Genomic DNA, 20640 nt, shown 5'->3' with positions numbered 1-20640 from the left:
GCTCAGGCTCAGGCTCAGGAAGAGTATCCGGCGAAGCCACGGGTTCTGTCAATGGCGAAGGAAGCTCATCGGGAGCCTCATCTTCGGTTGTTCCGGGACCAATCGTAATGCTCTTGCGGATCCGGTCCGGCCCGGGAACAACCTCCTGCTCAAGGGCTACCGATTCATCATATTGCTGAGATACAAACCACCAGGAACCGCCCAGCAGTATGAGAACCAGCGCAGGGAGTCGGAACTGCTTAAAATTGATACCCTGAGAAGGTTTCTTTTTCGTAGCATCGGAAACAATGTCCATCCAGATACCGGGTGTTACCCTTTTCAGGCGGGAAAAGCTGCCCTGGCTAAGCTCGTGTATTCTTGCCAGCCGGACAGGGCTCAGGAGTTCGTTCACCTTGCCGCCCGCCCTGTGGACTCGCGGCTCAAGATAGGAAAAAACTTCTTCTCTGGTCAGAGGGCGCAAATGAATCTGGTGAACGGAAACGGATGAATCTTCAAGATTCATCAGGGTTACAAGGCGATCCTCACCAGCGAACACCGGAACCGCAGCCCTGGATCGATCCGCCGCCAGGAAAGCGTCGAGAATCAGCCTGAGGATATCAGGGGGAGCACGATCAGCGTCGTCGACAAGCAGCACCATACGCTGGCCTTTTTCGACCCGACTTTCCGACCACCTGAAAAACCGATATACAGCCTCACGTGGATTTTCAGGATCGCCCGCTCCAGAACGAGAAACCTGCCCAAGGTCTCTTACAAGCGCATTCAAACTTGTCAGTGCAGCGGAAGACAGGCAATGAAACGCCAACCGCGATGACTCACTTCTTACCAACTCAGCCAGTAATCTGCTCTTACCTGAGCCAGGCGCACCGGTAAGCAGCAGCGCCATATCACCAAACCCACAAAGATGTCGCAGAGCCTCCAGCGCATGATGACGCATCGCGTCCGGAAAAAATGGCGCATCCATCTCCAGAGGGTTGTCCCTCAAGCCATATCGCTGTTGTAACCGGGGAAACAACCCGCCACCATCAAGACTGTTGAAACTATCGTCTGTCACAAAAATTCCCTGCGATTCAATGTTACAACCTTTCCTTAGTTTTCCTGTCGACAGAAGGCCGCCAGTGTTGCAGCAAGGTTTTCCGGAGAGGCGTCAGACGTAACAACGGCATCCCCGACGGACCGGAGCAATACCAGTCGCAACCGCCCGTCCAGATTTTTCTTGTCGACAGCCATGAGACTCATGAAATCGGCCTGCGTCATATTTTCCGGAGGTAAAACTGGCAGGCTGGCCCGCCCAATAAGCCGGACAATGCGATCATAATCCGCATGACTGATTGAACCTTCCCGCTCAGACAGGTCGGCGGCCATCACCATGCCCGTTCCAACCGCTTCTCCATGCAGCCAGTTACCGTATCCGGCAAATGTCTCTATCGCGTGGCCAAAGGTATGACCAAGATTCAGCGTCGCCCTGAGCCCACTTTCACGTTCATCCTGAGCGACCACATCTGCCTTGCAAGCGCAAGACCGCAATATGGCCTCGGCCAGAGACTCATTGTCACGAGCTACCAGCTGGTCGACCTCCTGCTCCAGCCAACCGAGAAAGCCAATATCCCGGATCAGACCGTACTTGATAACTTCTGCAAGCCCGGCAGAAACCTCCCTGGGCGGCAGAGTCTGAAGCGTATCTGTGTCAATCAGAACGGCTTCCGGCTGGTGAAATGCGCCAATCATATTTTTTCCTAGCGGGTGATTGATGCCTGTTTTACCACCCACTGAGGAGTCAACCTGGGACAAAAGCGTTGTCGGTATCTGAATGAACGGCACTCCACGCTGATACGAGGCTGCCGCAAACCCCGTCATATCACCAACAACACCGCCTCCCAGGGCCACAAGTGTGGTTTTACGTGTATGCCGTTTTTCCAGCAGGGCATCAAAAATCAGGTTCAGCGTCCGCCAGTCTTTGTGCCGTTCACCATCAGGCAACACGACGACATCTACCTTCTTACCCGGGAAACACCCCCTGGCCTTCTCCAGGTACAAAGGACCAACCACATCATTGGTTACGATCATCACCTGGGAGCCACAAACGTAACGGGAAAGATCATACTTACCCAGCATGCCTTCCCCGATTACGATGGGGTAACTGCGCTCGCCCAGACAAACCTGGAGCTCGTGAAGCAACTTATACATGGTTGCGGCCTTCCTTTCGTACCTGCCTTTGTTGTCGCGGCGTTTTGGGGTTTATGCGATTGACGAGCTGACGCACTACAAGCCGCGGGCTTTTGCGATCTGTATGCATAATAATATCCGCAAGTTCAGTGTATAGCGGATCCCTGACAGCAAACAGCCGGCGTAAAACCCCTTCAGGGTCGTCACTCTGCAGCAATGGCCGGTTACGATCCTTGCATGTGCGCTCAACCTGTTGCTCTATTGAAGTTCTGAGATAGACCACAACCGAATCTTTTTTCAACATCGGGTGATTTTCCGGACGCATAACTGCACCACCACCTGTTGCCAGAACCGTCCCGGACTCAGCAGACAACTCATCCAGCATTGCCGTTTCCCGCTGCCTGAACCCATCCTCACCTTCAACATCGAATATCCAGGGGATATTTGCCCCGCAACGTTCTTCAATGATGCGATCGGAGTCCAGGAATCGATACCCCAGCTCCCGGGCGAGCATCCGGCCAATTGTACTTTTACCAGCGCCCATGGGGCCAACCAGGACGATGCGTTTGGGCAAAGACATATCTTCCGCTCAATAGTGTTCAGGCGGGTGAGAATATCACAGGGCTGCGGATTGCATAAGCTTCAGCTGGGCCGGATATGCAGGCAAAAAAAAGCCGCCGGTTTATCGCGGCGGCTTTTTCTACCTGCTCCGGTTACTGGATCAGGTCGTTCTTGATGATCTTGGGGGTGATAAAGATCAACAGCTCACTACGCTCATTGATCTTCTCTGTACGCTTGAACAAGCGCCCAAGATAGGGGATATCGCCCAACACCGGAGTCTTGACCACCGTAGTAGCAACCTCAGACTGGAAGATTCCACCCAGAACAACCGTTTCACCATTGCCCACGAGCACCTGAGTAGTAACTTCGTTGGTGTTGATTGACGGAATGCCCTCTGTAACTTCACCACGCGAATCCTGGTTGACCACCAGATCCATAATAATCTTGTCATCCGGAGTAATCTGCGGAGTCACTTCAAGAGACAACACAGCTTCTTTGAATGAAACAGAGGTAGCGCCGCTTGAAGATGCTTCCTGATAAGGAATCTCTTCACCTGACTTGATCGAGGCTGTCTGACGATCTGCGGTAACCACGCGCGGCTGTGAAACAACCTCGGCCTGGCCATCACTTTCGTATGCGGAGAGCTCCATATCAATCAGGAAATCTGTGCCGATGTAACCGAACGCCACAGAACCAGCCGGAGACCGGGTAGTACCGAGATCTACGTTCAGGTCAGAAGGGAAACCCAGCACACCAGCAGCAGTACTGGCCAAGCCACTCTGAGACCCGCCAACCACGACGTTATTTGAACCTCCGTTAGCGTCACCACTGGCAGCCGCACCCCAGCTTACGCCAAGCTCTTCAGCAACGTTATTCTGAGCGCGTACAATACGTGCCTCAATCGAAACCTGACGAACCGGGACGTCCCAGGTAGACACCAGGCGACGAATTTCTTCCAGCTTATCAGAGGTTTCACGAACGCTGATGGTATTGGTCCGAACATCCGAGGACACAAACCCACGATCGGATATCAGTTCCTGATCCGCCTGAATCAGAGCAACGATATCCGCCGCCTTGGCATAATTAACCTGAACAATATCCAACCGAACTGGTGCAAGCTCAGCAATCTGCTTGTTGGTTTCGAGTTCAAGCTTCTCACGGGCAGCAATTTCATCTGCCGGCGCAACCAGCAGCACGTTACCAATCTGGCGCTTATCCAGACCTTTTGTTTTGAGTATCAGATCCAGAGCCTGATCCCAGGGTACATTCTGCAAACGCAGGGTAATGCTGCCACCAACTGTGTCACTCGCTACCAGATTCAAACCGGTGAAGTCAGCAATCAACTGCAGCACAGAGCGAACTTCAATATCCTGGAAATTCAGGGACAGCTTGTCGCCCGTATACGGAAATTTCTCCTCGCGACGGGATTCAGCCTCTTCTTCCGTAAGTTTCTCTACGCTGACGGTGAACTCACTACCCGACTGATAGGCAATGTAGTCATAGTTGCCTTCCGGGCGAATCTCGACGACTGCATTACCATCTTCAACAAAGGTGTCAATCCGGCTGACCGGTGTAGCAAAGTCTGTCACGTCAAGACGACGGCGCAGATCTGAAGGTACGGCAAGGCCATCCATCGTCAGGCGAATCTTGCCGCCGAGTTCCGACAGGTCTATCGGGGTAGACGAGCTGCCAAGATCTACAATCACACGACCTTCACCATCCTTTCCGCGACGGAAATCAACACCTGCAAGCGTGTTCGGAGCTGCTGCAGGTTTCGCCGAAACTGAACCGGAGCTCATCGGGGTGCTGGTTGTGGTTACCGAATCACCGATCGACTCTCCGCCAATAGTCATTACCAGGGAGTTATTATTGCGAACCGTTTCATACGGAGCCAACTCAACCAGATTGAAGATCAGGCGAGTACGATCCTTGGTTTCTACTACCGTCATGCTCTGGGCATTACCGGACCCCAGAGGGATACTGCGGCTATCAAGGCCGCTGGTAGTATCGCTCAGGTCTACTGCAATGCGCGCAGGACGCTCAATAGTGTAACCCGACGGCTCAGGAGGCTGACCATCAAATTTGAGTGTCACTTCCAGGCGCTCACCCGGCAATGACGAAAACGAAACGTCCTCCAGCGTGACCGCACTGGCCAGACTGGAGAACAACCCAAAAGTAACCACGCTGACGTATACGTTGAGTTTTCTGAACATCGCTAGCCTCGACCCTAAACTTTTTTGTATATGCATTTTTCTTTCAATTTTCATCCAGCCGCTCCTTAGCCTGCGTCTTCATCAAGAGTCAGAAAGCGAGGACGCTCTACCCAACCACCCCGGCCATTCGGAACGATTTCGATAAGCTCGATCCGGGCCTCACTAACACCAACAACGCGGCCGTAGTTCTGCCCCATATAGTTCCCGGTCCGAACGCGGTGAATACCACCTGTGTTGTCCCGGATCAGTGCATAAAGACCACCCGATACACCCTGCAGAGTACCAACCATCCCGAGATCCTTGAGATCGAAATTCTCAAGAACTTCATTCGGCCGATCCAGGTCAGGCTCAATGTCACTGACTGGTTTTTCATCAACCATGGTCAGCTGAACATCTATTGGCGGCTCAAAAGGTGCCCTCCGATCCGCCGCAGAATAACTGAATGCCTCGTAAGCCTTAAATTCCGGCAATGGCTCGACATATCCTCGAGGCTTGGCTCGGGTGTCTGCCATGAACTTGTCCAGATCGGAAAAGCCGCTACCCTGCGAGCAGGCCGTCAGGAGCGATACCAGACAAATACCCAGCCAGGCTTTTCCCGCATGCTTTGCTGCCATGCTCATTCTCCAGCCCGGTAGCGGTAGGTACGAGCAACAACTCTCATATCAAGCCGCTCACCGTCTCCGCTAGTTGGTTTAATAGTTAAATCATGCAGAGTTACAATCCGTGGAAGGCTTGCGACGCTGCTCACAAATGACGCCAGTTCATGATAGGTGCCGGTAACACGAATATTGATCGGCAATTCGGAGTAAAAGTCACGCTTCCGCTCAGCCTGGAGCTTCACTTCCTGAAGAGCCAAACCACTACCCAGAGCCGTATTGGTGATATCCTCCAGCAACCCTGGCACTTCGGTCTCGCTTGGAAGCTGACGCACCAGAGCACCAAAGGTCTCTTCCATCTCGACCATCTGTGCCTTGAAGATTTCAAGGTTAGCTACCTGATAAGCCTTCTCTTCGTATTTTTTACGCAAATCCAGCTCGATCTTTTCTACCCGCTCGAGCTGCACATATTGATCTTTTATAAAGAACCAATAGCCGCCACCCATAATCAGGCCGAAAACAATCAGGACAACTATGGCCTTTATTGGTGCCGGCCAGATACCTGCATTGTTTATATCAAGATCATTGATATCAAATTCATTGAGGCTTTTTAAAGAGTCCGCGAGGCTCATTACTTGTCCCCCCCTTCGGGCTCAGGTGTTTTTTGTACAACAGTCATATTGAACTGACTGTATCCCGCTCGCTGGCTGTCTGCAGACGATACATTCGAGAGGTTTGGACTGGCGAACCAGTCAGACTCCTCAAACTGTCGCATGAGCGTTGAGACGCGACTATTCGATTCCGCCATCCCCACAATACTCACCCTGTCGCCCACCTTTCTAAGATCCGTATAGAACAGACCGTCGGGCAAGGTACGAACCAGCTCATCAAAGGCCCGCACGATCACAGGGCGCTTGCCCTGAAGATCCTGGATAACCTTCATGCGCGCCAAGAGTTCGTCACGCTTACGCCTCAGACTCTCGATTTCACGAATCTGCTCGTCCAACTTTTTGGAAGCGGATTCAATGTAGGCATTTCTGGACTGCTGATAGGCAATGCTGCTATCAACATGTGTTTTCCAAAGAAATGTGAGCCCGCCCGCAATAATGGCAGCACCCAAGACCATCACAACAAACTGCTTCTGCTTCTCTGCCCGGAGCTCTTCGCGCCAGGGCCTGAGGTTAATTCTTGCCATCAGTCGAAGCTCCTCATTGCCAGCCCGCAGGCAATCATCAGCGAGGGCGCATCATTACTCAGAGCCGATGCATTTACCCGCGAACCAACTGCCATTTCTGCAAAGGGATTCGCGACCAGTGTCGGCGTTCCTGTTTTCTCTTCCACCATTTCCGTCAGCCCCTGAATCGAAGCGGTACCACCGGCGAGTACAACGTAGTCCACCGCATTGTACTGACTGGCTCCGAAAAAGAACTGAAGTGCACGCGCAACCTGCTGAACAACAGCCTCACGGAATGGAGTAAGCACTTCGGACTCATAGTCATCAGGCAGCCCGCCCTGTTTCTTGGCAAGCCCCGCTTCTTCAACAGACAAGCCGTACCGACGCTGAATTTCCTCGGTAAGCTGTTTACCACCAAAGATCTGTTCCCGGGTGTAAACCGTTTTGCCTTCCGCCAGTACACTTAAGGTCGTCATGGTGGCACCAATGTCAACAACAGCCACCACAAGGTCCTCGCCATGGGAGTCCAGTTGCGACTCGATCAGAGCGTAAGCCCGCTCCAGGGCATAGGCCTCGACATCGACAACCTTTGTGTTGAGCGATGCGATTTCCAGCGCATCCTCGCGGATATCAACATTCTCTTTACGGCAGGCTGCAAGAAGTACATCAACCTGATCCGGATTGGTTTCCGATGGTCCCTGCACCTCAAAATCGATCGCAACTTCATCAAGCGGATATGGAATATACTGATCAGCCTCAAGGGCTATCTGATCTTCCATTTCAAACTCGTTGAGCCCTCCATCCATCTGGATGACCTTGGTAATGACCGCTGATCCGGACACTGCCACCGCCACCTGCTTGACGCTGGTACGGGATTTTGAAGCCACCCGCTTGAGGACCTCACCAACGGCTTCTACATCCGTGATGTTTTTTTCGACGACAGCATTTGCCGGCAACGGCTCAACTGCGTAGCTCTCGACCTTGTAGCGGCCGCCCTGTTTTGACAGTTCAAGGAGCTTGACGGAGCTGGAGCTCACATCGACGCCCAATACTGCACTGGATTTCTTTCCAAACAATCCGAACACGCGCTCACCCTATACCTGGCTAAAAGCACCCGGTTACATGTGTTATGTGTTTTTTATTTAAGAGAATTTCTTCATTATTCCGTTTACAATGTCCGCTCTTCTTCAGCTGAGAACAATTGCAACGGTGAAGCGACTCATCCTTCCTAAAGCAATTTCTCAAATGATAGACCTATATCCAACAGTTGTCAGAAAAAAATGTCTCATTTGTTGCGTACTTCTCGCCTTTTTGCATGGTTCTTTCTCACCGGACTGAGTGTCGCCGTTATCGTTGGCTCAGGCTTCTATCTTTACCTGCGTCCGGGCCTCCCCCCTGTAGAGCAACTCCTGGACATAAAACTCCAGACACCTCTACGGGTATACAGCAAAGACAACAGATTAATAGCAGAATTCGGTGAAAAGAGAAGGGCACCGATCACAATCGAACAGATCCCCACAATTCAGTTACAAGCCTTTATGGCGGCGGAAGACTCTCGATTCTACGAACACTTCGGGGTCGACATCAAAGGCCTGGCGCGGGCTGCCATCGAACTGATCTCTACCGGTTCGATCCAATCCGGCGGCAGCACGATCACAATGCAGGTTGCAAAAAATTACTTTTTGTCACGCGATCGGACCTTTATCCGCAAGTTCAATGAGATACTTCTGGCAGTTCAGATAGAGCGTGAACTGGACAAAAACCGGATCCTGGAGCTGTACCTGAACAAGATTTATCTGGGCAACCGCGCCTACGGCATTGCTGCCGCTGCGCAGGTTTATTACAACAAACAGGTCAACGAACTTTCCCTTGCGCAAATGGCCATGCTGGCCGGCCTGCCAAAGGCCCCCTCCGCATATAACCCGCTGGCAAACCCCCAACGCGCACAGATTCGCAGAGACTGGATTCTCGGCCGAATGAAGGAGCTGGGTTTTATCAGCCCGGAGGAGTATGAGTCAGCGGTAAAAGCACCACTCACAGCCACCTACAATGCCACCGAGGCAGAAGTAGACGCCGACTACGTTGCTGAAATGGCGCGCGCTGAAATGGTCAGACGCTTTGGCGAAGAAGCCTATACTGACGGATACAAAGTCACACTGACCGTCGACAGCAGGGATCAGCAAACTGCCACCGACGCTCTGAGAAGAGGGCTCGAAGCATATGACCGCAGACATGGGTTTCGCGGAGCCATCGGTCAGATCGATGCAGAAACCCTGGCCGGTGGGAACCTTTCAAAGGTCATACAAGGCTACCCGCGAATCGAATCCCTGATGCCTGCCGTCATAACATCAGTCAACGATGATACAAAAGAGACCCTTGCTCACGTACGCAGATTCGGCCCCGCCACCATGCCCTTTGAATCCATGCAGTGGGCCTCGCGCTACAAATCGGAAAACCGGACCGGCCCCAAACCGGACAAACCCTCTGACGTAGTAAGCGTTGGCGACGTTGTATATGTCCGCGTTGAAGAACTGCCACAAGCACCCTCGACGGAAACCGAAGCACCCGCAACCGAAGCGCCTGAGGCCAGCTTGCCCGAGAGTGACACACTCCCGGGAATAGAACAGCCGGTAAGAGTCTCACTCATGCAGGTCCCCAAAGCTGAAGGTGCTCTTATTTCTCTTGAAGCGAAAACTGGTGCCATTGAAGCACTTGCCGGCGGTTACAGCTTCCGCCAAAGCAAGTACAACCGCGCCATTCAGGCCAGAAGACAGCCAGGTTCAACCTTCAAACCATTCCTATACCTGGCGGCCCTTGAAAGTGGCATGTCGCCCGCAACTATCTACAATGACGCCCCCATTGTATTTGACGACTCAGCGCTCGAAAGCACCTGGCGGCCACAAAACTCCTCCGGGCAATTCTATGGCCCCACCCCGCTTCGTGAAGCGCTGTACCGCTCAAGGAACCTGGTATCTATCCGACTACTCAGGGATATCGGCATTCCCCAGACCCTGGATTATCTCAAGCAACTCAAAGTGCCCACCGAAAACATGCCCAGAGACCTGTCACTCTCTCTTGGTAGCGGCCAACTCTCCCCCATGGAGCTGGCCCGTGGTCTCGCCGTCATAGCCAACGGAGGCTACGATGTTGAGCCCTTCCTGATCGATAGCATCACAGACGTCCACGGCAACACAGTTTACCAGGCCCCGGAAGTCGTTCTTTGTGACCGAAACTGCGATACGACGGAAGACGACACTCCAGCAAATCCCGACGACGAAGCCAACAACTCTCCGGCGATCACAAGTGAAACAGTTCCTGAAACACGAGTCATGCGACGGCTCGCAGATGAGCGCTCTGTCTATATCCTGCACTCAATGCTTCAGGACGTAGTCAAACGCGGAACCGGGCGTCGCGCCCTGGCACTGGGACGAGATGATATTGCAGGTAAAACAGGCACAACCAACGAACAAAGAGATACCTGGTTTGCCGGCTTCAATCACAACCTTGCGACCACCGTGTGGGTCGGCTTTGACCAACCCGCCCCACTAGGTCGCAGAGAGTTTGGAGCAAGTACTGCCCTGCCCATCTGGGTCGACTACATGAAAGTAGCACTGGAAGGAGCACCTTCAGCCTTCATGCCCCGACCAAACGGCATCGTCAACATCCGCATCAACCCCGAAACAGGGAGACGCGCACGACCTGGAGAACAGGGTGTTTTCGAGATTTTCAAAGAAGAAGATGCACCCGCACCTCTCGCTGCAGATGACACGAATCCGGATGGAACACACGGAAACGGGGACGACCTTTCTCGCCAGATTTTCTGAATGGCGATACCACCGAGAAACACGGAAGATAAATCTCCACAAAAAAACCGGCGGGATCACCGCCGGTTTTTTTGTGGATACATCACACCATCAATCAGATGATGTCATCCATGCTCTTTAGCGGATAGTGCGCAGGATAATCTTTACGAGCAACACCTGAATCCACTGCAGCCCGGGCTACGGCAGCCGGAACAACTTCCAGCAGCCGCACATCCATAGGCTTCGGAATAATGTATTCTTTACCAAACTCGAAGCTTTCAGCGCCATAAGCCTCGCAGATTTCCTGCGGCACCGGCTCCTTGGCAAGCTTGCGAATAGCATCTACTGCAGCCACTTTCATTTCTTCGTTGATACAGCTTGCGCGAACATCAAGCGCACCACGGAAAATGAACGGGAAACCAAGAACGTTGTTTACCTGGTTAGGGTAATCTGAACGGCCTGTAGCCATGATCAGATCGTCACGAACCGAGTGAGCCAGCGCGGGATCAATTTCCGGATCCGGATTTGAGCAGGCAAACACAATCGGGTTCGGTGCCATCTTTTTGAGCTGTTCGCCACTCAGCAGGTCTGGACCTGACAGGCCGACAAATACATCAGCCCCATCCACCGCATCATCCAGGGTCCGCTTATCAGTATTATTGGCGAACATGGCCTTGTATTGGTTCAGGTCATCGCGACCAGAGTGGATCACACCCTTGCGATCGACCATAAAGATGTTTTCAGAACGAACACCGCAACTGATCAAAAGCTTCATGCATGCGCAGGCTGCCGCACCAGCACCAAGGCAAACCACTTTCGCCTCTTCAATCTTTTTGCCCTGCAACTCAAGAGCATTGATCATACCGGCTGCTGTAACAATCGCTGTACCGTGCTGATCATCATGAAAGACGGGCACGTTGCATCTTTTAATCAGTTCGCGCTCAATTTCGAAACACTCTGGCGCCTTGATATCTTCAAGGTTAATCCCACCGAAGGTCTCAGCAATGCGCTCAACTGTTTCAATGAACGCCTGCGGGCTTTCAGAATTAACCTCGATATCGAACACATCAATTCCGGCGAAACGCTTGAACAGTACGCCCTTGCCTTCCATTACCGGTTTGCTTGCGAGCGGGCCCAGATTGCCCAGACCAAGAATCGCAGTACCATCAGAGATGACCGCCACAAGGTTGCCCTTGCCAGTGTACTTATAGGCGTTCTCCGGGTCCTTCGCGATCTCGCGGACCGGCTCAGCAACCCCAGGACTATATGCCAGCGCAAGATCGCGGGCGGTCGCTGTTGGCTTGCTGATTTCAACACTGAGTTTTCCAGGCCGCGGCTTGGCGTGATATTCAAGGGCTGCTTCTTTCAGATCTTGAGACATTGCCACTGTTCCGTTTGTCACGTTTAAAGGTAATAGGCCCACAGACGGCATACGCCTGCCTGAAGGAGCCCGACATTATGGCCCCCCCGCCCCAAAACGACAAGAGCGAGCCGAACAAAACCTGACCAGTCAATACGGCAAATTGCTTATAATCAAAAAAATCTGTTTTTTAACTGGCACAAAAAAAAGCGCCCTGAGGCGCTTTTTTCAAATCTGCAGATATATCAGTCTTTCTTACCTGCGATGCGACCACCAAAACGCTTCTGGAAGCGATCGATACGGCCACCTGTATCCATAACTTTCTGCTTGCCGGTGTAAAAAGGATGGCATTGGGAGCAGACGTCAAGCTGTATATCATGACCAATAGTAGAGCGGGTCTTGATCACGTTACCGCAGGAACATGTTGCGGTGATTTCTTCGTACTTGGGGTGAATACCTTCTTTCATGGCGAACCTCTGTGGGTCATGCCGCTACCTGATCACGGGGCGATAAATGACGCCCTGGTGCCAGGCACCGCATGTTTGAATCAATGGAGAAGACGGGGCACAATCATGCCCTGCCGTAAACAGACCGCGAATCTTACTTGCAATTACCTTTACAGGCAAGCGTTACGCACGCCCTGATCTTGCACTTTTCATGAACCCGGCCATACTGCTGGCCGGCAGGATAAGCAGATACCGTAACGCCCAACATCACTAGGGAGCACTCAGTGCCATCCACAGCCCGCATTGCGCTGAACCGGCCGCTCAGAAGACTCTTTGACTATCTCGTACCCAAAGGGCTTACCCTGAAACCCGGACAGCGTGTAAAGATTCCCTTCGGACGCCAGCAGGCTATTGGTCTGGTCGTGGATACACACGTTGAACCACCGGCAGGCATCACGCTGAAGCCAGTCCATAGTGCGCTGGAGGAATGGCCCAGCCTGCCAGACGAAACCTTTCAGCTACTGAGCTGGGCCAGCAACTATTACCAGCACCCGTTAGGAGAATGCCTGTTCACTGCCCTGCCACCAGCACTACGTCGGGGCCGTCCGGCTATCGAAAAAACCGACGATTGGTGGCAGGCCTGCGGCAGCGGCGCAGCACTGCCGGCAAACGCCCACAAACAGAAGACCCTGCTGAACTGGATAGCCCAACACAAACAAGGGGTAAAAGGTAGCGACATCATAAAGGCCGGGTTTACTCGCCCACAAATCAAAGCGCTGAGAGACAAAGAACTCATTCAGGCTACAGCCCCTGACAGCGAAAGCCCCCAAAGCCAGAGATACAATGAATCCATAGCAGCCCCGGAATTATCGGCGGCACAATTTGACGCCGCTTCTGAACTGCCACCACCAACAGCCGGCTTCAGCGCCTCCCTTTTATACGGAATTACAGGTAGTGGAAAAACCGAGATCTATCTGCACTACCTAAAGCAAAACCTTACGGATCAGGACCAGGCACTGGTACTGGTTCCGGAAATCAACCTTACACCCCAGACGGTTGCTCGCTTTCAACACTATTTCGGCGAACGCATTCTGGTTTGGCACTCCGCACTGAACGACAGTGAACGCCTGAGCGCCTGGCTGAAAATCCGTAACGGCGAACCAGTCATACTTATTGGCACGCGCTCCGCCGTACTCCTTCCGTTTACCGCCCTGAAGACACTGATCGTAGACGAAGAGCATGACAGCTCATACAAGCAGGGAGAGGGTTTCCGTTATTCGGGACGGGACCTTGCCGTATACCGGGCTCATCTGAACGGCTGCCCGGTGATCCTGGGGTCGGCAACGCCTTCGCTCGAGTCATACCACAACGCCCTCGGCGGCAAATACAAGCTTATCCGGCTTGAAGAACGAGCAGGCAAGGCACTACCACCAACCCTCAGTTTGCTCGACATACGCAGCCGACCACTCGAAGGTGGGCTTTCCCGCCCCGCCCTGGAGGCAATCCGGCAAACTCTTGATAGCGGCAACCAGGCACTGGTGTTTGTCAATCGCCGGGGGTTTGCACCCGTTATGATGTGTTTTGACTGCGGCCACATGGTTGAGTGCCCACGCTGCGATACACGGCTCACCTACCACCGCCGCGACCGGGCAATGCGATGCCACCATTGCGATTACCAGGCTCCGGCAACCGAAACCTGCCCTAAATGCGCAAGCGAAGCTTTCAGGCCAGTCGGCCAGGGAACTGAGCAAACGGAAGACATTCTCGCGGCCAGCTTTCCGGATACTCCGGTGGTTCGTGTAGATCGTGACAGCACCCAGCGCAAAGGCAGTATCCAGAACATTCTGAAACAGGTAAACAGTGGAAAACCCTGTATTCTCGTAGGAACCCAGATGCTGGCAAAGGGACACGATTTCCCCGATGTCACCCTGGTGGTGGTGGTTAATGCGGACGGAGGACTTTTCAGCGTCGATTTCCGGGCCCCGGAACAACTGATCCAGACCTTACTTCAGGTAAGCGGGCGAGCCGGTCGGGGAACAAAAGCAGGAAAAGTGGTCGTACAGACCTGCCACAGCGACCACCCTCTACTAAAAAAGCTCTGCCACGGTCGCTACCTGGACATAGCCGACCAACTCCTGGAGGAACGTGAAAGCGGCCAGCTTCCGCCTTTTCGTGCCATGGCTATTTTCCGTGCCGAGGCCGACACAATGGAACAAAGCCTGAAAATACTGGACAGCATTAAACCGCTTGCAAATATGCCCGGCATCGAAATATGGGGACCACTACCTGCGCTGATCGCACGGAGGGCTGACAGGCACAGAGCGCAGCTCGTACTCAACACAGATAATCGGCGTCGCCTCAACAAAGTGCTGGCCGCTACCTGCCAGTCACTGGAGCAGGAAAAAATGCCAAAGAGCGCAAGATGGATGATTGATGTAGACCCGCAGGAAACCGGCTAAGCATCATCCTGCTTTTGCTTGCAGAGCGACTTTCCGCGATAATGCTCGCCTTCTGTTTTCACAGGGCGCCCGGCCCCAATTCAACTTTCCAGTAAACCGAGCCATCTCACAGCATGAAAGAGACCGTTTCCGACCTCCTCCAGTCCGCACTGGCCGCCCTTCAGTCAGAAGGTACGCTGCCTGCCGATCAGACGTACACGCCACAAGTAGGCAATACCAAGGATAAATCCCATGGTGATTATGCCTGCAACATTGCTTTGGTTGCGTCCAAAGCAGCTGGCTGCGCACCCCGAAAACTGGCGGAGATGCTGATTGAAAAGCTGCCAGAGAGTAGCGCTCTGGAAAAAGTGGAGATTGCCGGCCCCGGATTTATCAACTTTTTCATGAGCACCGCCAGTGCTTTTGAGGTTGTGAACACCATTCTGAATGAGGGCGGGCACTTTGGTCGCAACAACCGAGGCAAAGGTGAGAAGGTCCAGGTGGAGTTCGTTTCCGCTAATCCAACGGGGCCATTGCATGTAGGCCATGGCCGGGGAGCTGCCATTGGCGACTGTCTTTGCCGGCTGCTGGAAGCGAACGGTTACGACGTTACCCGTGAGTTCTACTACAACGACGCTGGCGCCCAGATCAACAATCTTGCTCTCTCGGTTCAGGCCAGAGTTAAAGGGCTGACGCCGGAGGACGAGAACTGGCCGGAAGACGGCTACCGGGGAGATTACATTAGCGACGTCGCCAAGGCGTATCTGGCCGGCGAGACGGTTACCGCTGATGACCGTGAAGTAACTGCCTGCGGAGACCCTGACGATCGCGCAGCCATACAAGAGTTTGCAGTGGCATACCTGCGCCGGGAGCAGGACCTGGACCTTAAAGCTTTCGGCGTCCAGTTTGATGTGTACTTCCTTGAATCATCCCTGTATGCAGACGGAAAGGTTGAAGCTACGGTCAAGCGCCTGCAGGAGAATGGCTATACCTACGAAGATGATGGTGCCTTATGGCTGAAAACCACGGAGTTCGGCGACGATAAAGACCGGGTAATGCGCAAGAAAGACGGTGGCTACACCTATTTCCTGCCAGACGTCGCCTACCACCTGGATAAGTGGGAGCGTGGATTTACCACCGTAATCAATGAACAGGGTGCCGACCATCACTCCACCGTTACCCGGGTTCGCGCCGGGCTGCAGGCATTGCATGCGGGGATCCCACAAGGCTGGCCAGACTATGTACTGCATCAGATGGTCATGGTTACCCGGTCTGGCCAAGAGGTAAAAATATCCAAGCGTGCCGGCAGTTATGTGACCATTCGCGACCTGATCGACGAAGTAGGCCGGGATGCGACCCGCTTTTTCCTGGCTGCACGGCGTGTCGACTCCCAATTGACCTTTGATATTGACCTGGCCCGCTCCCAGACCAATGAAAACCCGGTGTACTACATTCAGTATGCCCATGCACGCATTTGTAGCGTGATGCGGAAACTCGCAGCTGAGGGTGTCGACCGCGGATTCAATGAGTCTGTGGGCGATCTGTCCCTGCTGACTCTGGATGAAGAAAAAGATCTGGCTAATCAACTGGCAAAATACCCGGAGTTGATTGCCAATTCCGCTATCCAGCGCGAACCGCATCACCTTACACACTACCTGAGAGATCTGGCGGGACAATTCCACACCTATTACAACGCACACAAAGTGCTGATTGAAGATACGGCAGTGCGAGATGCCCGTGTGAGTCTCTACCTGGCCGTGCGTCAGGTGATCGCCAATGGCCTTGACCTGCTGGGCGTCAGCGCACCGGAAGAGATGTAACAAACGACAATGCCCCGAGATTATGCTCGCAAAAGCCGGACAGGCACGCCATCAGCCACTTCAAAGAAAAAGCCGGCCAGGCCTGCGCGCACGCAGAAAAAGCGCACAAAGCCTGCGGCACCAGCCCGTTCTCAACATGGAGGATTATCGTTGAAGTGGATTCTGTCATTAGCTACGGTCGGCGGGTTTATCGGGTTTATCGTCTACCTCAATTCCATCCCGCCGAGTGATGCTCCGCAACAGCAGCAGGTGATAGAAAAACCAGCCCGGCAAGTGCCTGAAACAACCACGCAGCAGGTAGAGAAAAAGCCGGGATTCAGGTTCTATGAGATGCTTCCGGAATCGGAAGTTATCCCCCCGAAGGTTGAGGAGTACACTCCGGGCCCGACAAAACAGGACTTCGATTACCTGGTACAGTCCGGATCCTTCCGCAGTAAGGAAGATGCCGAGCGCCAGCGCGCCCAGATCGCTTTCCAGGGGCTAAGGGCCGCAGTGCAGCGCATAGAGCTTGATAGCGGCTCCGTCTGGTACCGCGTAAACGTAGGTCCGTTCAAATCACGCAGCCAGATGAATTCTGCCATCGACAAGCTTGTATCGATTAACATCCAGCCGCTCATCCGGAAAATCCCCAAACAGGGTTAAGCGCTCACTAAATCCATGGGAGGCAGCCGCGAGCTGCCTCTTCCTCCGAACCACTTGAATTCTCCTTTCCCGCCTCCATTACTGCTCAATACCGATTTTTATCAGGCAAATGGAGCCCTAATGACTACCATTCTTTCCGTCAGACGCGATGACGAAGTTGCCATGGGTGGCGACGGCCAGGTTTCTCTGGGAAATACCGTAATGAAAGGCAATGCCCGAAAGGTCCGGCGCCTGTACAACGGCCAGGTGATCGCAGGTTTTGCAGGTGGTACTGCAGATGCTTTCACTCTGTTCGAACGATTCGAGGCTCAGCTTGAGAAGCACCAGGGCAACCTGACACGGGCCGCCGTTGAGCTGGCCAAAGACTGGCGCACAGACCGGGCTCTGCGGCGACTGGAAGCGTTACTGGCCGTTGCAGACAAAACGGCCTCTCTGATCATTACCGGCAACGGCGATGTGATTGAGCCGGAACGGGGATTGATAGCAATTGGTTCCGGAGGCCCCTTCGCTCAGGCGTCTGCACGCGCACTCCTTGAGAACACCGAACTTTCTGCACATGAAATTGTGGAAAAGGGCCTCGATATAGCAGCGGACATCTGTATCTACACAAACCACAATCGCACCATTGAAGATCTCTCCAACGGTGCAACCGCCCAAGACACATCCTCCAAAAACGACTGATCCGGAGCAAACATGTCTGCAATGACACCCCGTGAGATTGTCCACGAACTCAACAAACACATCGTGGGCCAGCAAGAGGCCAAGCGAGCCGTCGCAATCGCGCTCAGAAACCGCTGGCGCCGGATGCAGCTGGACAGCAGCCTTCGCGACGAGGTCACGCCCAAGAATATTCTGATGATCGGCCCCACCGGTGTAGGCAAGACCGAAATTGCCCGTCGCCTGGCCAGGTTAGCCGACGCACCTTTCCTGAAAGTGGAAGCCACCAAATTTACCGAGGTAGGCTACGTTGGGCGCGATGTGGAGTCCATCATTCGTGACCTGGCGGATATGGCTGTGAAAATGTTGCGCGTAAAGGAAATGAAACGCCATGAAGAAAGGGCTATGGACGCCGCAGAAGAGCGGATTCTGGATGCTCTGATCCCACCGCCCCGGAGTTTCAGCGAAGATAGCGAGAAGTCTTCTGAAGATTCATCCACCCGCCAGCTATTCAGAAAGAAGCTTCGTGAAGGTGAGCTGGATGACAAGGAAATAGAGATCAATCTTCACAACTCAGGCGCCGGCGTAGAGATTATGGCTCCCCCGGGCATGGAGGAGATGACCAGCCAGCTACAGAGCATGTTTTCAAATATGGCTGCTGAGAAATCCAAACCCCGGAAAATGAAGGTATCCGATGCCCTTAAACGGGTAAAGGAAGAAGAAGCAGCCAAACTGGTCAACGAAGAATCAATTAAACACAAAGCTATTCTCGCCGTTGAGCAAAATGGCATTGTGTTTCTTGATGAAATTGACAAAGTAGCCAAGCGCTCGGAGAACACCTCGTCCGATGTGTCCCGGGAAGGGGTACAACGCGATCTTCTGCCCCTGATCGAAGGTAGCACCGTGAGCACGAAATACGGCTCGGTGCGCACGGATCACATCCTGTTCATTGCCTCCGGAGCGTTCCACTTGTCGAAGCCATCGGACCTGATCCCGGAGCTTCAGGGCCGCCTGCCAATCCGTGTGGAGCTGCAGGCTCTCAGCCCAGACGATTTCAAGCGTATTCTCACGGAGCCGGATGCTTCTCTGGTTCAACAGTATGAAGCACTGATGGCCACCGAAGGGGTCAAACTGACGTTTAGTGAGGGTGCCATTGCCCGGATTGCAGAGATTGCCTGGAAGGTGAACGAGACGACTGAGAACATAGGTGCACGACGTCTTCACACAGTACTGGAGCGATTGTTGGAAAGCCTGTCGTTTGATGCCGGCGACGGAGTAACCGAAGCGTTTGAAGTAAACGCAGACTATGTCGATGAGAAACTTGGAGAACTGTCGGAAGACGAAGATCTGAGCCGTTATATCCTCTGATTTGCGTTTTCCGCCAATCAGCCCCCGGATCAAATACGCAAAAGGCAGCTGATCCGGGGGCTTATTCTGCCTTTGCAAACAGTTGCGTGACGTTTTCCAGTCCGGTCGCAAGCCGGCCTTTCCCTGCTGCTTTTTTCTTCCGGCTCCTGGCCACATACAGCGGGAGCATTTCACCGTATAGACTGGTACTTATAGTACGCTGCTCATCCTCAAGACGATCCCGGCGCAACCTGATGCCATATTTCGCAAGCCTGGGCTCCAGCTCATCAGCCCGACGCAACAGATCCCGACGCGTCATTTGATAAGCATGTTCGCAAACCATTCTCCGTGACTGAAAACTGAAGACATTCGAGAAAAACAGTTTGGCATCGTCCCTGGTGGGTTCGAACAGCAAAATATCTTTATTCGGGTAGTCCGTCGCGTACTTTTCAATCCCCGACTTCATGCGTGAATACACCATGGTACGGAACATCTGTGACAACAGATTGGGCATCCCCGACTGAGTCAGCTCTCCCGGGGCCATAGTCCCGGCCCTGATGGCGGCACTGGCATCAATCGGCACCTGCGGGTTGACGGCAAAAACCAGATCAGCACCATCTTCGAAAGCCACAGAGGCGTGCAAGCCTTTGCGCAAGGTGCCATCCACATAGTAGCGGCCACCTATCTCCACAGGTACGTACAAACCGGGCGACGCCATGCTTGCCTGAATAGCCTTGGATATAGGTACGTGGTCAAATCCGGGAGCACCAAAACATACCGCTTCAGTGTTTTCCACGTCCGCCGCCACAATGTAGAGGTTGCGCTTCAACTGCCGGAAATCATTGGAGCGCCCGAGCATGGAAAATGCGCGCCTGAGGTATTCATGCAACCCTTCATTATCAAAAAGCCCGGATGGGACCGCCTGGGCCATCAAAGTGAGAGCTTCGAGCAGGCTCTGGTCGTATGGGTTATTGACAAAGCGCCGTAGTGCAGTGGAAAACAGCCTGGGCATAGCCAGCAGGCGGTTCCCCACTTCCTTCAGCGCCGGGCGGAAAAACACATCCGGGTGAAAAGGATGAACCTCAGCCTCGTTCCGGACAAAGATCCGGCATAATTGCGCGGTGGTCATCTGGTTTGCCAGATTGGCCGCAACAAAAGAACCGGCGTTAACGCCCACATACACATCAAGATTATTGAAATCGAGCCCATCCAGCGCCTCATCCAATGCCCGAAGCGCGCCAATTTCATATATACCGCCCAAAGGGCCACCCCCACCAAGCGCAAGCCCGATGCGTGGAGCAGGTTTCAGATCGATTGGCTCTTTCATAACCTTCCCTTTTCCGGATAAATGGCTTGTGCGGAACTCCCGGCCTTTCAGGTCCTCACAAGTGACAAGGTAGCAACCTGATTTAGAGCAATC

17 protein-coding genes are annotated in these 20640 nt (G+C 53.4%); 6 read left to right on the top strand and 11 right to left on the bottom strand.

Features of this window, described 5'->3' with window-relative positions:
- The 8 genes from DS878_RS15010 to DS878_RS14975 all read right to left on the bottom strand — a co-directional run.
- Positions 1-1051 (bottom strand): ATP-binding protein (locus DS878_RS15010; RefSeq protein ID WP_261977933.1); only part of this gene is annotated, 1051 nt, incomplete at its 3' end.
- 35 nt (positions 1052-1086) lie between these two features.
- Positions 1087-2184 (bottom strand): 3-dehydroquinate synthase, encoded by a 1098-nt coding sequence (gene aroB / locus DS878_RS15005; RefSeq protein WP_113816811.1) that lies wholly within the window; start codon positions 2182-2184, stop codon positions 1087-1089.
- Positions 2177-2743, bottom strand: coding sequence for a shikimate kinase AroK (aroK, locus tag DS878_RS15000; RefSeq protein WP_113816810.1), 567 nt, complete (start codon positions 2741-2743; stop codon positions 2177-2179). Before aroK ends, aroB begins: the two co-directional genes overlap by 8 nt.
- A 133-nt stretch (positions 2744-2876) precedes the next feature.
- Positions 2877-4937: a type IV pilus secretin PilQ gene (gene pilQ / locus DS878_RS14995; RefSeq protein ID WP_187298816.1), complete on the bottom strand. Its 2061-nt coding sequence runs from the start codon at positions 4935-4937 to the stop codon at positions 2877-2879.
- A gap of 65 nt (positions 4938-5002) precedes the next feature.
- The gene (locus DS878_RS14990) at positions 5003-5551 is read right to left on the bottom strand and encodes a pilus assembly protein PilP (protein WP_113816808.1); all 549 of its coding nucleotides are present in this window, start codon (positions 5549-5551) and stop codon (positions 5003-5005) included.
- A 2-nt stretch (positions 5552-5553) separates the two neighbouring features.
- The gene (locus tag DS878_RS14985) at positions 5554-6165 is read right to left on the bottom strand and encodes a type 4a pilus biogenesis protein PilO (RefSeq protein ID WP_113816807.1); all 612 of its coding nucleotides are present in this window, start codon (positions 6163-6165) and stop codon (positions 5554-5556) included.
- Positions 6165-6728, bottom strand: coding sequence for a PilN domain-containing protein (locus DS878_RS14980; RefSeq protein WP_113816806.1), 564 nt, complete (start codon positions 6726-6728; stop codon positions 6165-6167). The genes DS878_RS14985 and DS878_RS14980 overlap by 1 nt, the downstream gene beginning before the upstream one ends.
- Complete coding sequence (locus DS878_RS14975) at positions 6728-7792, bottom strand: pilus assembly protein PilM (protein WP_113816805.1); 1065 nt, start codon at positions 7790-7792, stop codon at positions 6728-6730. The genes DS878_RS14980 and DS878_RS14975 overlap by 1 nt, the downstream gene beginning before the upstream one ends.
- A gap of 195 nt (positions 7793-7987) precedes the next feature.
- On the opposite strand from DS878_RS14975, the gene DS878_RS14970 reads away from it, so the two are divergent.
- Positions 7988-10531: a penicillin-binding protein 1A gene (locus DS878_RS14970; RefSeq protein ID WP_113816804.1), complete on the top strand. Its 2544-nt coding sequence runs from the start codon at positions 7988-7990 to the stop codon at positions 10529-10531.
- Between the two features lie 94 nt (positions 10532-10625).
- On the opposite strand, the gene DS878_RS14965 is transcribed toward DS878_RS14970, so the two are convergent.
- Together DS878_RS14965 and rpmE are read right to left on the bottom strand one after the other, a co-directional pair.
- Positions 10626-11891 carry a malic enzyme-like NAD(P)-binding protein gene (locus DS878_RS14965; protein ID WP_113816803.1) on the bottom strand — a complete coding sequence of 422 codons (1266 nt, stop codon included), beginning with the start codon at positions 11889-11891 and terminating at the stop codon, positions 10626-10628.
- A 224-nt stretch (positions 11892-12115) separates the two neighbouring features.
- Complete coding sequence (rpmE, locus tag DS878_RS14960) at positions 12116-12337, bottom strand: 50S ribosomal protein L31 (RefSeq protein ID WP_113816802.1); 222 nt, start codon at positions 12335-12337, stop codon at positions 12116-12118.
- 263 nt (positions 12338-12600) lie between these two features.
- Here rpmE and DS878_RS14955 point away from each other — a divergent pair, with 263 nt between their 5' ends.
- The 5 genes from DS878_RS14955 (at position 12601) to hslU (ending at position 19241) form a co-directional block, all read left to right on the top strand.
- The gene (locus tag DS878_RS14955; RefSeq protein ID WP_113816801.1) at positions 12601-14775 is read left to right on the top strand and encodes a primosomal protein N'; all 2175 of its coding nucleotides are present in this window, start codon (positions 12601-12603) and stop codon (positions 14773-14775) included.
- Positions 14776-14888: 113 nt separating this feature from the next.
- A complete protein-coding gene (argS, locus tag DS878_RS14950) occupies positions 14889-16574 on the top strand; it encodes an arginine--tRNA ligase (protein WP_113816800.1) in 1686 nt (561 codons plus the stop codon).
- 9 nt (positions 16575-16583) lie between these two features.
- Entirely contained in the window at positions 16584-17216 is a 633-nt protein-coding gene (locus DS878_RS14945) for an SPOR domain-containing protein (protein ID WP_113816799.1), read from the top strand.
- Between the two features lie 120 nt (positions 17217-17336).
- The gene (gene hslV / locus DS878_RS14940) at positions 17337-17897 is read left to right on the top strand and encodes an ATP-dependent protease subunit HslV (RefSeq protein WP_113816860.1); all 561 of its coding nucleotides are present in this window, start codon (positions 17337-17339) and stop codon (positions 17895-17897) included.
- Between the two features lie 12 nt (positions 17898-17909).
- Positions 17910-19241, top strand: coding sequence for an ATP-dependent protease ATPase subunit HslU (gene hslU / locus DS878_RS14935; RefSeq protein ID WP_113816798.1), 1332 nt, complete (start codon positions 17910-17912; stop codon positions 19239-19241).
- 61 nt (positions 19242-19302) lie between these two features.
- Here the strand turns inward: hslU and DS878_RS14930 are convergent, their stop codons facing one another.
- The gene (locus DS878_RS14930) at positions 19303-20547 is read right to left on the bottom strand and encodes a patatin-like phospholipase family protein (protein ID WP_113816797.1); all 1245 of its coding nucleotides are present in this window, start codon (positions 20545-20547) and stop codon (positions 19303-19305) included.
- Between the last annotated feature and the right edge of the window lie 93 nt (positions 20548-20640).

This window comes from Marinobacter sp. F3R11, assembly GCF_003318275.1.
Classification (GTDB): Bacteria; Pseudomonadota; Gammaproteobacteria; order Pseudomonadales; family Oleiphilaceae; genus Marinobacter.
Note: the sequence above shows the minus strand (reverse complement) of the source record. Positions and strands in the feature narration are given on the sequence as shown.